Genomic DNA, 13,636 nt, shown 5'->3' with positions numbered 1-13,636 from the left:
GCTCCGTGGGGGGGTTGGGGGTTGGGGGTGGCTGCTGCCGTGTCCCCCTTTGCCCGCCGGGGGGCTGTCGACTCCCTTGCTTTCGTGGGCTTGTCCCCCCCCCCCCACCACCAATGGCAGCGGCTGGACCCTCACAGGGCCCAGGAGCTCGGCCCCGGCCTCGCCGCCCTGCGCCGTCAAGTGCCCGGAGCCCGCCCGGGCGCCGTGGAAGCCGTCCAGCGCCGGCTGGAGCTGCTGCACTCCATGCCGATGCCGGAGGTCGCCGGCGAACGCCAGTGACGAGCGGGCCGCCGGCGGCCGGCTCGTAGGCGGGGGGCGTTGGCTCGGTTGACCGGCGCGGGGTGGTGCTGCGCCCGGCCGGCGCCGATACTTCACGGGCAGAGGGGTCCGGCCACGGAGGGGAAGCGATGAGGCTGAACGGGGTGCTGCGCACCGTCTGGAGGGGTCCGCGCGCCGGCCTGGCGGCCATGGCGGCCGTACTGGCCGCGGCCACGGCGGTGCCGGCCGCCTCCGGGCCGGCGTACGCGGCGGCCCCGTGCGGCGGCGTCGCGGAAGCGGCTCCGCCCGTGCAGGTGGCGTACGTTCCGGACTGGGTCGAGTCGATAGCCGTCGACCGGCGGGGCCGGATGTTCGCCACCGCCTACTTCAGCGGCCGCGTCTACCGCATCGACGCGCCGGGCAGCGCACCGGTCGCCCTCACCGGGAACATCGGCGCGAACGGCGGGATCGTCGTCCGCGACGACGGGCAGCTCCTCGTCGGTACGGGGAACGACCTCGCGCACTCGCTGACCGGTGACCTGTTCCCCACCTCGAAGCTGCTGCGGGTGGACCCGGAATCCGGCGCGGTCAGTACGTACGCCTCCGGGCTCGGCGGGATCGACGGGGTGGCCCTGGCGCCCGACGGGACCGTGTACACCACGACCCTCGGCGGGCGGAACATCGGCCGGGTGACCCCGGACGGCCGGGTCGACCCGGCCTGGGCGCGGGTGCCGCAGCCCAACGGGATCGCCGTCTCCCCCGACGGGGGCGAGGTCTACGTCGTCCAGACGACCGTCGCCCCCGGGCTGTACCGGATCCCCGTCGGCGACCCGGCGCGTCCGCGCCTGTGGGTGTCCGCCGGCGCCGGGGAGGCCCTGGCCCTGCCGGACGGCCTGGCCCTGGACGGCCGGGGCCGCCCCCTGATCGCCACGCACGCGGCCGGACAGATCTGGCGGGTGGAGGACGGCGGGCTGTGCGCCGTGGAGTCGGGGCTCCACCTCTCCACGCAGATCACCTACGGGCACGGTGACCAGGGCTTCGCGGCCGGCCGGCTCTACCGGGCGGGTGTGGACGGGAGGGTCTACGAGGTACCGGCCGGTGCCGGACCCGCCCGGTAGAGCCACCGCGGCCGGCGGGGCGCCGTCAGGTCCAGGGGAGGGTGCGCCAGGGGCTGTCGGGGTCCGTGGTCAGGACGCGGTGGACGCCGAGGACCGTCTCGTACCACTCCCCGAACTCCTCCTCGTCGAAGTGCAGGCAGCGGCCGAGCACGTAGGCGGCGGAGAAGTCCTCCCACGAGCGGTAGTTGAGCTGGACCAGGCGGCCCGCGCGGACCACCGCCGCCTCCGCCTCCTGGAGGGAGCACAGGCGGGCGGCGAGGCCCCAGCGGGCCATGCCGGAGGCGCGGCCGTAGTCCCAGGCCTCGACGGAGCGGACGAAGCCGCCTTCGGGGAGCAGGCCGTCGGCACGGAAACGCGCCTCGTAGCGGGCGATGCGGCCGATCAGCCGCTGCACGCCCGTCACCTGGCCCTCGATCTCGGCCGGGGTGACGGTACTGCCCCTGGTGACGCCGTCCGCCGTCAGCCGCGGTTCGGCGGCCGCCTCGGCCCGTCGGCGCACCACGTTGCCCGCGGCCTGGCGCCAGTGGTCGACCTCGACGGGTCCCGCGAAGTCGAGTGCCATGGAGCGGCGCAGCTGCAGGACGAACTCCCAGACGCCGCTGACCATGTCGGCGCGCAGCAGCCGTTCCTCGGTGTCCAGCCAGTCCTGCCGGGTGGTGACGCCCCACCAGCGTTCCAGTGTGCGCTTCTCGTCGAGGTAGCCGCAGCCGTGGTAGGCCATGGAGTTCCAGTAGCGGCCGTTGCGTACGGCGATGTGCGCGCCGGCCGCGAGGCCGAAGGCGACCGGGCCGCTGCGGGGGCCGCCCACCTCCAGGGTGTGGATGGCGTCCTGGGCGAGCCCGGGCCGCTCCACGGGGGCGGAGTGGCGCTGCCACAGGGCGCGGCCCTCCGGCCCGGCCGGCAGCACGCCCTCGCAGGGGCTGCCGGGGTTGACGACGAGGTAGGGCGGGTCGTTCGGGTTCCAGACCCGCGCGAACCAGCCGAGGTCGTAGCAGTTGTAGACCGGGTCGGCGGCGGGCGGCGGCAGCATGCCGCCGGTGTAGACGGCCAGGCACATGGACTGGGTCCGGGGGTTCCAGTAGGGGTGGAAGCGGGAGTTGCCCGGGTTCGCGTCGATGTCCGCCCGAGCCTGCATCATGTACAGGTCCGCGCGGGCGACGAGGTCGTAGTACGCGGGCCAGTCGCCGCGCGTCCTCGCCTCGTACAGCCCCCGCTCGACCGCGCTCGGCGCCTGCCAGCCCTGCGCCGGTGCCGTCGGACCGGGCAGGACTCCTCCCTCGTGACCTGCTGTCAAACCCATGGGCAAACCCTAAAGGGTGGGCCGCCGGGGGCGGGGCGCCGGTCCCGCCGGTCAGCCCGCCGGGCGGGGGTCGACGGGGGTGAGGACGCCGAGCCGGTCCTCCACCGCCCGGGCGGCGTCCAGGCACAGGTCCTCCCGGAAGGCGCGCCCGACGATCTGCACCCCGCCGGGCAGGCCCGCGTACAGGCCGGTCGGCACGGCCACGGCGGGCACGCCCACGAAGCTGGTCGCGGTGCACAGCCGCATGGCCGACGCCACGCGGTCGCGGGACGCGGCGTCGCGGGACTCCAGTCCCGGTTCGACGGGCGGTTCGGTGAAGGAGGGGCCCAGCAACAGAGGGTGTTCCTCGAGGAATTCGGCCCATGAGCGGCGGATGTTCAGCCAGGTTCCCATCAGCCGGACGAGTTCGCCGGCGGTGACGGGCGGGGTCTTCTCCATCGCCATCCGGATGTAGCGGTCGCCCCCCTCGCCCAGGAGCGTGCGCACCACCGGCCAGCTCGGGGCGAATTCGGTCAGGGTGATCCGGTCGTACGCCTCGAGGGCCTCGTCCAGCCGTGGTACGTCCGCCACCTCGCGCACGTCGTAGCCGGCGTCGCGGAGGGCGGCGGCCGCGTCGGCGACGGCCGCGGCGACGGCGGGGTGGACGCCGTGCCCGCCGGGGTCGGTCACCACCGCCACCTTCACCGGGCCGGGCAGCGGGGGCCCGTACAGGGGTACCGGGACGGCCCGGGGGTCGCGCGGATCGGTGCCGGCCAGTGCCTCGTACGCCAGCCGCAGGTCGTCCACGCGGCGGGCCAGGGGTCCGTCGGTGACCAGGCCCTGGGACGCCGGGCCGGGGTCGTCGGGGCCGAGGACGCGCTGGTCGGCGGGGAAGCGCCCGGTGGTGGGTTTGAGCCCCGCCACACCGCAGAACTGGGCGGGGATCCGGATGGAGCCGCCGGAGTCGTTGCCGAGGCCGAGTGCCGCCATGCCGGTGGCGACGGCGACCGCGTCGCCCCCGCTGGTGCCGCCGGGCGTCCGGGTGGGGTCCCAGGGGTTGGCGGTGTCGCCGAAGAGTTCGCTGCGCGTGTGCATCCCGGCCAGGATCAGGGTGGGCATGTTCGCGTGCCCGATCGGAATGGCGCCGGCGGCGCGCAGGCGGGCCACCGGGGGCGCGTCGGCGGGCGCCACGAAGTCACGGAAGCGCTCGGCGCCGAAGGTGGTCGGTACGCCCTCCACGGGGGTGGTCTCCTTGACCGTGAACGGCACGCCGGCGAGCGGCCCGAGCGGCTCGCCGGCGGCCCGCCGGCGGTCGGTGGCGGCGGCCGCTTCGAGCGCGCGGTCCGCCATGAGCTGTGTCACGGCGTTGGTCCGCGGGTTGACTTCGGCGATCCGCTCGAGGTGGCTCTCGACGAGTTCCACGGCCGAGACCTCGCCCCGGTGGACGGCTCGTGCCTGGGCGCCGGCCGGCCGCCGCCAGAAGGCTTCGTGTGTTTCCTGCATGGTCCGGGTGTCCCCTGCTCGTTCTGATGCGCTTGCATCGAAACCATAACCGAGGATCCGATGCAGCCGCATCGGATAAAGTGGCCGCGTACGGAGGTCCGTACGGCGGGGGCCGGAACGGCCGGGACGGGGAGGCGGTCGGGGCATGCCCAGGCAGGTGGATCACGAGGAGCGGCGCCGTCTCATCGCGGAGGCCGTCTGCCGCCTCGCCGACGAACGCGGGCTGGAGGGCGTCACCCTGCGCGACGTCGCCGCCGACGCGGGGGTGTCGATGGGCGCCGTGCAGCGGTGCTTCGGCACCAAGGAGGAGATGCTGCTCTTCGCCCTCGGCCACGTCGGCGAGCGGATCGCCGAGCGCGTACGGGCCCGGCTGGTGCGCAGTCCGGCCCAGTCGGCCGCGTCCGCCCTGGGACACGCCGCCACCGAGGTCGCGCTGCTGCGCGAGGAGCACCGGGCCGAGGCCAGGGTCTGGCTGGCCTTCGTCGCGCAGGCCGCCGTCAGCGCGCCGCTGGCCGAGACGCTGAGGGTGAACTACGCGGCCCTGCAGGAGACGTTCGCCCAGCTCATCGCGGAGGCCGGTGAGGGCGCCGGCCGTCCGGCGCCCCTCGATCCGCGCCGGGAGGCCCGCACCCTCCTCGCCCTGGCGGACGGCCTCACCACGCACGTCCTGATCGGACACCTCGGCCCGGGGGAGGCCGAGGAGGTCCTCCACGCCCACCTGCGCGGGCTGTGGGAGGGGACGGCCGGCGGCGGCCGGTGAAGCCGCCCTTCCGGGGCTGTGAAAGAGTTCCGACGGAACGCGGACGAACAGGACGGAAGGACCCCACCATGCACACGGCGGACCGGATCGACCACGGGGCGGCGGTCGCGGCGGAGACCGCCCGCTTCGCGGCCCTGCTCTCGGACGCCGACCTGTCGGCCCCCGTGCCGACCTGCCCCGGCTGGACGCTGGGCGACCTGGTCCGGCACGCCGGTGGCGTGCACCGCTGGTTCTCGGTGCTGCTGCGGCAGCGGATCCAGCGGCCCCCGGCCGGCCGCGAGGTGGAACTGGGCCTGCCCGAGCGGCAGGACGGTTACGCCGAATGGCTGCGGGCCGGCGCCGCCGAGGCGGCGGAGGTGTTCGCCGGCACCGACCTCGACTCACCCATGTGGGTGTGGGGTGCGGACGGGCACGCCCGGTTCTGGGTCCGCCGGATGCTGTTCGAGACGCTGGTGCACCGGGTCGACGCCGAACGGACGCTCGGGCTCGGTTCCTTCATCGACCCCGGGCTCGCCCGGGACGGCGTGGACGAGTTCCTGGCCAACCTGCCCTTCGCCGCCCCGTTCGCGCCGAACGTCGCGGACCTGCGCGGATCCGGCGAGACCATCCGGTTCCGGAGCACCGACACGGACGGGACCTGGCTCGTGCGCCTGCGGCCCGACGGCTTCGGCCCGGTGCCGGACGACCCCTCGGCCCCGGCCGGGGCCGAGGTCCGGGCGGGGGCCGCGGATCTCCTGCTGCTGCTCTACGGCCGTCTGGACCGCACGGCGCCGGCCGTGGAGGCCGCCGGGGACGAGGAGCTGCTCGGCCGCTGGTTCGCCAACTCGGCGTTCTGACAAGCCAGCCGCGCGGAGCGGAACGTGCGGATCGCCACCGGCTGTGTCAGCGTGGGAGGGCACACGCCCCGCCGAAGGGATCCTTACGTGGCGTCTCCTGGTGATCCGCCGTCCGCCACCGCCCTCACGACGGAGGCCGCTCCCCTCGCGGGCCGGCCCGTCCGGGAGGCGCCGACCGAGCTGTGGGCGCTGGGCCTGGTGATGGCCGCGGCGCCGTGTTCGGCCCGCGAGGCGAAGCAGATCCTCCTGGCGGCGGCCGACCGTGCCCGGATCACGCCCGCGGAGGCGTCGGCCGCGATGGTCGCCGGCTCGCTCGGCCTGCCGGTGCCGACGCGGGTGGAACGGGCCCTGCGCAGGGCGGTGCAGGCGGCCCGCACGCCCCTGCCGCCGGGAGCCTTCCAGGGGGTCGGGATCCTGCCGAGCCGCCTGCGGACCGAGGAGGTCCTCTCACGCCTGCGCGGCTGCCAGGCCCGCCTCGCGGCCTCCCCCACGGACCCGGGCACGCTGCGGGCCATGGACGACGTGGCCTACACCCTGTGCGTCCTGATGGGGCGGCCCACCACCCACGAAGCGGTCCTCGCCGCCGAACGGCACCTCTCCGCCCCCGAGTAGGGCGCCGCGCCGGTCCGCGTCAGGCCGGCGGCGGGCGCCGGCCGGACCGGACCGGACGGCCGGTCACCAGCGGACGGGGAGCTCCCGTACCCCGCGGATCAGCATGCCGGGCACCCAGCGGAGCCCGGCCTCGTCGGCGTCGCACGCGAGGTCCGGGAAGCGCTCCAGCAGCGAGCGGAGCGCGATGCGGCCCTCCATCCGGGCCAGAGGCGCGCCGAGGCAGTAGTGGAGCCCGTGGCCGAAGGCGATGTGGCCGCGCGCGTCACGGCGGATGTCGAAGCGGTCCGGGTCCTCGAAGCGGGCGGGGTCGCGGTCCGCGTCGGCCATGGTGATCAGCACGGTGGAGTTCTTCGGGATCACCACCCCGCCCATCTCCACGTCCTCCAGGGCGAGTCGTTCGGTGCAGGTCTCGACGGGCCCGTCGTACCGGAGCATCTCCTCGATCGCGCCGTCCAGCAGACCGAGGTCCGCGCGCAGGTCGGCGAGCTGATCGGGGTGGGCGAACAGGGCGCGCATCCCGTTCCCGATCATGTTGACGGTGGTCTCGTGTCCGGCGATGAGGAGCAGGACGCTCATGCCGATCAGCTCGGACGGCGAGAGCCGGTCGCCGCCCTCGTCGACGGCGTGGATCATCGCGCTGAGCAGGTCCTCGCCGGGAGCGGCGCGCTTGGCGTCGATGAGGCCGGACAGGTACCGGGGCATCGCCTCGTACGCCTCGGCCTGTGCCTCCGGGCTGGTGCGCGCGACCATCTCGTTGGACCAGCGACGGAACGCCTCGCGGTCCAGCTCGGGCACGCCGAGCAGTTCGCAGATGACGGTCATCGGCAGGGGGAGGGCGAAGGCCTCCACCAGGTCGCCGCGGCGGTCCCCGTTCGCCGCCATGGCGTCGAGCAGTTCGTCGGTGATCTGCTGGATGCGGGGGGCCAGCGACTCGATGCGGCGCTGGGTGAACTCCCGGGCCACCAGGCGGCGCAGGCGCGTGTGGTCCGGCGGGTCGGACATCAGCATGTGCGCCAGCGACGGGTCGTCCTGCTCGGTGTTGATGATCTGGCCGATGTCCCCCGACCGGCGCCAGTCGCGGCTGAGCCGCGGGTCCGTGAAGGCCTTGCGGCAGGCCTCGTAACCGACGACCAGCCACAGCTCCTCGCCGTCGGGCGTGCGGACGCGGTGGACGGGTCCCCGTTCCCGGAGCGCCGCGTAGACCGGGTACGGGTCGCGGACGAAGTCCGGGCTGAGCTCCAGCAGATCGACCATGGCAGGCTGAAGTGCCACTTTCCATTCCCCCTGAATCGAATGCGGGCGCGGCTTCGGGCCGCGCCGTGCGTTCATCCCACAGTAGTCGCGGCGTCACCGGGGGCGGCGAGCGGCCTCGCTGTTCCGCATTCACCCCCGCGCAGAGGCATTCCCTCGCCGGAAGCGGGCAGACGCCCACCGGAGATGGGAGAACACCATGATCGTTCTGGGTGTCATTCTGCTGATCGTCGGCTACATCGCCGGCATATCCATCCTGTGGACCATCGGCATCATCCTGGTCCTGATCGGCCTCGTGCTGTGGATCCTGGGAGCCGTGGGGCACGCCGTCGGAGGACGACGGCATTATTGGTAGCCGGACCGGGCTCCGGCCGGCGCCGGACACCCGTACGGGCCGGAGGGCCCAGCCCTCCGGCCCGTACGCCGACACCTCCCGGTCAGGCCCCGGGACCGCGGTCCTCGGGCAGTCCGGTACCGCCCATGCGCGTGAGCAGGGCACTCAGGGTCCCGACCTCGGCCGGGGCCCACTCCGGGGCGGCGAAGACCTCGTCGGCCACCTGTCCGGCGGCCTTGAGGCACTCCTCCAGGCGCCGGCGGCCGGCGTCCGTCAGGGCCGCGTAGGCCACGCGGGCGTCGCGGGCGTCCGCCTCGCGCACGACCAGGCCGATCCGCTCCAGCGGGCCCAGCCCCCGGGTGACCCCGGAAGCCGTCAGCCCCAGCGCCCGCGCGAGGTCGACCCGGCGCATCCGGCCGCCCTCCGCCCGCCCGAGGTGGAGCAGGACCATGAAGTCGGCCAGGCTGACCCCGTACAACGACCCCAGACGGGAGTCGAACCGGCGCACCAGGGCCGTCTGGGCCTTCACCAGGCGCAGGGACACGTCCAGCGCATCCAGTGCATCACTCATCGCTACCTCCTTGACTCCCCAAGCGTGCTCGAAAAAGCTTGAGCAGTCAAGGATCTGTTGAGTATCTGGACCTCGCTCAGGGCGTCGCGTATCGCCCTGGCGTTCCCGACACTGGAGGCTCCGACCGTGGGGCTCGTCCCTCTGCTCCTGATCAGCGGCTTCGCCCTGGCCGCGTTCGCCTTCGGCCGCCTCGCCGTCCGGCTGACGCGCCGTACGCCCACGTGGGCGTACGCGGCGGCTCCCCCGCTCGCCGTGATCGGCACCGGCTGGGCCATCGGCCTGCTGCTGTGGCCCTCGTACGCGTCCGCCCCCGCCGTCCTCCTGTGGTGGCTGGGCGGACTGACCGGGGCCGTCACGTGGTGGACCTGCCAGACCCGCACCCACCGGCGCCGCCATTAGAAGGGCTCTCCAAGGGCTGTCCCGCAACCCTTAGGCTGGGCCCGTGACGAGGAACACGAACACGCGTGCGGAAGCCGACCGGCTGCTGTACGGGTGCATGGGGCTGGGCGGAAGCTGGGAGCCGGGTCCGTACGGCCCCCAGGACATCGACGCCGCCGAGGAGGCCGTCCGCGCCGCCCTCGACATCGGCATCACCGCCTTCGACCACGCCGACATCTACCGGCACGGCAAGGCCGAGGCCGTCTTCGGCGAGGTCCTCGCCCGGACGCCCGGACTGCGTGAGCGCATCACCCTCCAGACCAAGTGCGGCATCCGCCTGGCCGGCCAGGACGGCGGCCAGGGCCGCTACGACCTGCGCGGCCCGAGCATCGTCCGGCGGGTCGAGGAGAGCCTCGGACGGCTGCGGACCGACGTCATCGACGTGCTCATGCTGCACCGCCCCGACCCGCTCGCGGACCCCGACGCGATAGCGGCCGCCCTGATGTCCCTGCACGGCCAGGGGCTGGTGCGCGCCTTCGGGGTCTCGAACATGGGCGCCCCGCAGATCGCCCGCCTCCAGGCGCGTCTGAACGTACCGCTGGTGGCCAACCAGCTGGAGATGAGCCTGCACAGCCGGGCCTGGGTGGAGGCCGGGGTACTGCTCAACACCCCCGAGGGCGCCGGCCACGGATTCCCCTTCGGGACCCTGGAGCACTGCCTCGACCACGGCATCCGGCTCCAGGCCTGGGGCGCGCTCGCGCAGGGCCGGTTCACGGGCCTTCAGCGGACCCCCGCCGAGCACGCCACCGCCGCCCTGCTCGAGGAACTGGCGCGGAAGAAGGGCACCACCCCGGAGTCGGTGCTGCTGTGGTGGCTGATGCGGCACCCCGCGGGCATCGCGCCGGTCATCGGCACGGCCCGGCCCGACCGGATCCGCGCCTGCCGCGACGCGGCCCTGCGCCGGCCCGACCTCACGCACGAGGAGTGGTACGAGCTGTGGACCGCGGCCCGGGGCGTACCGCTGCCCTGATCACTCGTCCCGCCGGCCGGGGGCGAGGTGGGCCACCGCCTCGGCCAGGTCCTCGCACACCTCCTCGATCTTCCGGCGGATGTTGTTCTGTTCGGTGACCAGGGCCGACAGCAGCAGTCCGGTCAGGGCGGCCGCCCCGTTGAGGGCCTGGAGGTTGACCATGACCTCCAGCAGGGTGTGGTGGGCGAAGGGGCCTTCGTGGTCGACCGCCGCCCCCACGGCCAGGACGGACACCAGCAGGGCGCAGGGCGCGCTGCCGGCCAGCTGGAAGCGCACCGCGGCCCAGATGAGCAGCGGGAAGACCAGGAAGAGCAGCGACAGGGTGCTGCGGGAGGCCACCGTGGTCACCACGCCGGCCGCCGCCAGCAGCGCGACCGCCTCGGCGATCCGGAAGGGGTCGCGGGGCAGCCGGGCCCCGCGCAGGGCCAGCAGCAGCGGGGTCACCAGCAGCACCCCCATCGTGTCTCCGGCCCACCAGGCCGACCAGACCCCCCAGAACTTCGGCGGCGGCAGGTCGCCGGTGAGGACGAGCGTCCCGGCTCCGGCGGTGGCGCTGATCAGCATCGGCCCCAGACCGCCCAGGAAGACCAGCGCCAGGCCGTCCCGCAGGCGGTCGAGCCGGGGCCGGAAACCGGTGCGGCGGAGCAGGGCGTAGGCGCACAGCGGCGCCAGGGTGTTCCCCGCGACGATGACGAGGTCGGCGGGGCGGAAGGCGCTGATCCCCTCGATGGCGAGGTACGTGCCGATGGCGATGCCCGGCCAGACGCGCGGACCGAACCAGAGCAGGGCCGCGAGGGCGATTCCGGTGGGCGGCCACAGGGGCGTGACGACCGAGCCCTCGACGACCACCTGACGCAGCAGGCCGAGCCGGCCGCTCAGGTAGTAGGCGGCGGCGACCCCGAGGATCCGAAGGAGCGCCTCGGACGGGCCCCGCCATTGCACGGTGCGCACCACAGCATCAGACAACAGCCCGGGCGCCGGGGCGGGGCGTGACACGCCTGGCGCCCGGGATCAGGGGGCCGCCGCGTCGTGGCTGAGGACGAGCACCGCGGCGTCGTCGGCGTGGCCGGTGGAGTCGGCCACCTTCATCACCTCGGCCGCCAGCTCCCCGGGGTCGCCGCCGGCGCCCTCCCTGACGATCCGCAGCACCCGTTCGAGGCCCACTTCGATGGGGAACGCCGGGCCCTCGACCACGCCGTCGGTCAGCAGGACGATGGATCCGCGTTCCGTCAGCCGGCGGCGGGTCACCGCGTACCGCGCCCCGGGGACCGTGCCCAGGGGCGGGCCGCCCGCGTCCTCGGCGATGCCGTGGCGGCCGGCGGCGGTGGCCCAGACGGTCGGCACGTGGCCGGCCCGGGCGCTGGCGAGGTCGCCGGTGCGCGGGTCGTAGCGCAGCAGGGTGCACGTGGCGAACAGGTCGCTGTCGAGGGAGAGCAGCACGTCGTTGGCCCGGCCCAGCACCTCGCCCGGATCGCTGACGACGGCCGCCACGGCGCGCAGGCAGACCCGGACCTGCCCCATGAAGGCGGCGGCGGCCACGTCGTGCCCCTGTACGTCGCCGACGGAGAAGGCGAGGGCGCCCTCGGGGACCCGGAACCCGTCGTACCAGTCGCCGCCGATCTCCAGGCCGTGCTGGGCGGGCGCGTAGCGGGCCGCGGTGCGCAGGCCCGGCAGTACGGGCAGGGAGCGCGGCAGCATCTCGCGCTGGAGGGCTCCCGCCAGCTCCACCCGGGCGTGCTGGAACCGGGCCCCTTCCCTCGCCTGGGCGCTGAGCCGTCCCAGCATGCTCAGCAGGTCGGCGCTGTCCGGCCGGTGGGGTTGACGCCACGGGGTCACGGACCCCTCCGGGGTACGTCCATGTTCTCCCTGCTCCCGCCGCGCGAAGATCCGGGCCCCATCATATTTCGGCCGGGTGGATTCCGCCGGGCGTCCGCGGCTCCCCGCCCCGGGGCCGGAGCCCCGTCCCGCGGTCTGCCGTGGCCGCCGCGCGGGCGGCCGTCGCAGGCGTCGAGCGTCTTCCCCCCTCTTCCCGACGTGGCCGCCGGGGCCGTGGACGGCCTCGGCCACCGCCCGCCGGAGGTCGTCCGGGGTGCGGATCCGCTCGCCGTCCGGCACGGAGGCCGTCGCCCCCCGGTGTCCTACGGAACGTCAGCGGGCATCGGTGCGGGGCGAGATGACGGCGCCGCGGGCCGCGACCGCGATGACCGGCTTTGCGCGATCGTGCGTAAGCTCTTGATCGACTCGGACGCCCGCCCTCCCCGGCACCGTTCGGCAGGCGGCCTCCGCGTCCCGGGAACCGCACCGACCGAGTAAGAGGAACAACGTGCCCCTGCCCCTGAACCGCCGTCTGGCCGTCAGCGCCGCCCTGCTGGCCACGGTGGCCGCCGTGGCGCCCGCCACCGCCGCCCAGGCCGCGCCCGCCGCCTTCCCCGGGGTGGCGCGGGCGGCCACCACCGCCGCCGCCCTGCCGGATCCCGATCTGGAGGCCGTGGCGCAGGCGCTGCGGAACACGACCGCCGCCGGAGCCCCCGGCGCGCTGGCCCGCATCGGCGACGGGAAGAACGTCCGGGTCGAGAAGGTGGGTGTCCGCGACACGGGCACCGGCCAGGCCATGGACCCCCAGGCCCGCTTCCGGATCGGCAGCGTCACCAAGACGTTCTCGACGGTCGTGCTCCTCCAGCTGGTCGACGAGGGGAAGGTCGAGCTGGACCAGCCGGTCAACCGCTACCTGCCCGGGCTGCTGCCCGACGACCGGATCACCGTGCGGCACCTGCTGAACCACCGCAGCGGGCTCGCGGACTACACGAACGCGATGTTCGACAAGACGGTCCCCGGCTTCGAGGCCGTACGGAACAGGGTGTTCGGCTACGACGAACTGGTGAAGCTGTCCCTGGCCGAACCCCGCACGACGGAGCCGGGAGTCGCGTACAAGTACTCGAACACCAACTTCGTGGTCGTCGGCATGCTCATCGAGAAGGCCACGGGACGGCCGGTGGCCAAGGAATACGACCGCCGCATCATCAAGCCGCTGAAGCTGCGCAACACCTCGTACGTGCACCCCGACACGAGGATCAAGGGGCTGCACACGCACGGCTACCTCACGCCCGACGAGGCGGGCGCCCCGCTGGTCGACTCCACCCAGCAGACGGTGTCGTGGGCGCAGTCGGCCGGCGCGATGATCTCGAACCCGGCCGACCTCGGCACCTTCGTGTCCGCGCTGGTGAGCGGCAAGCTGGTCTCGCCCGCCCTGATGGACCAGATGCTCACCATGACGCCCACCGACGCCACGAACACCCGCTTCTACGGCCTGGGCCTGCGCCGCTACGACCTGTCGTGCGGCACGTCCGTCTACGGGCACACCGGCACCGTGCAGGGCTTCTACACCTACGCCTTCGCCACCCGTGACGGCGCGCGCACCCTCAGCGCCATGGCGAACACCTCGAACCGGGGCGCGGCGAACACCGCCCTGGGCGGGACCCTCGAAGGGGCCTTCTGCGGCAAGAAGCCGGTGAAGGCCACCGCCCGCGGCTTCGCGGTGGCCCCGGCCGAGATGGACCTGCCGGAGAACAACGCCCGATGACGGCCGGGCGCCGCGGGGTCCCCGGCCCCCGCGGCCCTCCTGCGGGGGGCCCTCGGGTTGGGCGGTGGAAAGCCGTCCCATCCAAGGGGGGTTCTTCCCACTTACCCCCCCCCCCCCCCGCCTTCC

15 protein-coding genes are annotated in these 13,636 nt (G+C 74.4%); 9 read left to right on the top strand and 6 right to left on the bottom strand.

Going from position 1 to position 13,636, the window contains the following annotated elements:
- The first annotated feature begins 90 nt into the window (after nt 1-90).
- A complete protein-coding gene (locus ACZ4WZ_RS27365; protein WP_467894323.1) occupies nt 91-279 on the top strand; it encodes a hypothetical protein in 189 nt (62 codons plus the stop codon).
- 128 nt (nt 280-407) lie between these two features.
- On the top strand, nt 408-1,376 hold the full coding sequence (locus ACZ4WZ_RS27360; protein ID WP_467894322.1) for an SMP-30/gluconolactonase/LRE family protein: 969 nt from the start codon (nt 408-410) through the stop codon (nt 1,374-1,376).
- Nucleotides 1,377-1,401: 25 nt separating this feature from the next.
- On the opposite strand, the gene ACZ4WZ_RS27355 is transcribed toward ACZ4WZ_RS27360, so the two are convergent.
- The gene (locus tag ACZ4WZ_RS27355) at nt 1,402-2,676 is read right to left on the bottom strand and encodes a DUF1266 domain-containing protein (protein ID WP_467894321.1); all 1,275 of its coding nucleotides are present in this window, start codon (nt 2,674-2,676) and stop codon (nt 1,402-1,404) included.
- Between the two features lie 51 nt (nt 2,677-2,727).
- A complete protein-coding gene (locus ACZ4WZ_RS27350; RefSeq protein WP_467894319.1) occupies nt 2,728-4,158 on the bottom strand; it encodes an amidase in 1,431 nt (476 codons plus the stop codon).
- 145 nt (nt 4,159-4,303) lie between these two features.
- Here ACZ4WZ_RS27350 and ACZ4WZ_RS27345 point away from each other — a divergent pair, with 145 nt between their 5' ends.
- The 3 genes from ACZ4WZ_RS27345 (at nt 4,304) to ACZ4WZ_RS27335 (ending at nt 6,366) form a co-directional block, all read left to right on the top strand.
- Complete coding sequence (locus ACZ4WZ_RS27345) at nt 4,304-4,918, top strand: TetR/AcrR family transcriptional regulator (protein ID WP_467894318.1); 615 nt, start codon at nt 4,304-4,306, stop codon at nt 4,916-4,918.
- 68 nt (nt 4,919-4,986) lie between these two features.
- A complete protein-coding gene (locus ACZ4WZ_RS27340) occupies nt 4,987-5,754 on the top strand; it encodes a maleylpyruvate isomerase family mycothiol-dependent enzyme (protein WP_467894316.1) in 768 nt (255 codons plus the stop codon).
- A gap of 87 nt (nt 5,755-5,841) precedes the next feature.
- Nucleotides 5,842-6,366 (top strand): DUF5133 domain-containing protein, encoded by a 525-nt coding sequence (locus tag ACZ4WZ_RS27335; protein WP_467894315.1) that lies wholly within the window; start codon nt 5,842-5,844, stop codon nt 6,364-6,366.
- Nucleotides 6,367-6,429: 63 nt separating this feature from the next.
- On the opposite strand, the gene ACZ4WZ_RS27330 is transcribed toward ACZ4WZ_RS27335, so the two are convergent.
- Nucleotides 6,430-7,620 carry a cytochrome P450 family protein gene (locus ACZ4WZ_RS27330; RefSeq protein ID WP_467894340.1) on the bottom strand — a complete coding sequence of 397 codons (1,191 nt, stop codon included), beginning with the start codon at nt 7,618-7,620 and terminating at the stop codon, nt 6,430-6,432.
- A gap of 196 nt (nt 7,621-7,816) precedes the next feature.
- On the opposite strand from ACZ4WZ_RS27330, the gene ACZ4WZ_RS27325 reads away from it, so the two are divergent.
- Nucleotides 7,817-7,972, top strand: a complete 156-nt coding sequence (locus ACZ4WZ_RS27325) for a DUF6131 family protein (RefSeq protein ID WP_388937890.1) — start codon at nt 7,817-7,819, stop codon at nt 7,970-7,972.
- A gap of 82 nt (nt 7,973-8,054) precedes the next feature.
- Here the strand turns inward: ACZ4WZ_RS27325 and ACZ4WZ_RS27320 are convergent, their stop codons facing one another.
- Nucleotides 8,055-8,522: a MarR family winged helix-turn-helix transcriptional regulator gene (locus ACZ4WZ_RS27320; RefSeq protein ID WP_467894313.1), complete on the bottom strand. Its 468-nt coding sequence runs from the start codon at nt 8,520-8,522 to the stop codon at nt 8,055-8,057.
- A 126-nt stretch (nt 8,523-8,648) separates the two neighbouring features.
- On the opposite strand from ACZ4WZ_RS27320, the gene ACZ4WZ_RS27315 reads away from it, so the two are divergent.
- Both ACZ4WZ_RS27315 and ACZ4WZ_RS27310 read left to right on the top strand, forming a co-directional pair.
- Nucleotides 8,649-8,921, top strand: coding sequence for a hypothetical protein (locus ACZ4WZ_RS27315; RefSeq protein ID WP_467894311.1), 273 nt, complete (start codon nt 8,649-8,651; stop codon nt 8,919-8,921).
- A 43-nt stretch (nt 8,922-8,964) separates the two neighbouring features.
- Nucleotides 8,965-9,930, top strand: a complete 966-nt coding sequence (locus ACZ4WZ_RS27310) for an aldo/keto reductase (protein ID WP_467894309.1) — start codon at nt 8,965-8,967, stop codon at nt 9,928-9,930.
- Here ACZ4WZ_RS27310 and ACZ4WZ_RS27305 read toward each other — a convergent pair whose 3' ends face one another.
- Both ACZ4WZ_RS27305 and ACZ4WZ_RS27300 read right to left on the bottom strand, forming a co-directional pair.
- The gene (locus ACZ4WZ_RS27305) at nt 9,931-10,884 is read right to left on the bottom strand and encodes an MASE1 domain-containing protein (RefSeq protein ID WP_467894308.1); all 954 of its coding nucleotides are present in this window, start codon (nt 10,882-10,884) and stop codon (nt 9,931-9,933) included.
- Between the two features lie 57 nt (nt 10,885-10,941).
- Nucleotides 10,942-11,715 (bottom strand): PP2C family protein-serine/threonine phosphatase, encoded by a 774-nt coding sequence (locus ACZ4WZ_RS27300; RefSeq protein WP_467894338.1) that lies wholly within the window; start codon nt 11,713-11,715, stop codon nt 10,942-10,944.
- A gap of 538 nt (nt 11,716-12,253) precedes the next feature.
- Here ACZ4WZ_RS27300 and ACZ4WZ_RS27295 point away from each other — a divergent pair.
- Complete coding sequence (locus tag ACZ4WZ_RS27295; protein ID WP_467894306.1) at nt 12,254-13,510, top strand: serine hydrolase domain-containing protein; 1,257 nt, start codon at nt 12,254-12,256, stop codon at nt 13,508-13,510.
- Nucleotides 13,511-13,636: the final 126 nt, after the last annotated feature.

The sequence above is a fragment of the Streptomyces sp. NPDC029122 genome (assembly GCF_055569445.1).
The sequence above is the reverse complement of the archived record's forward strand: the minus strand, read 5'-3'. Positions and strand labels throughout refer to the sequence as shown.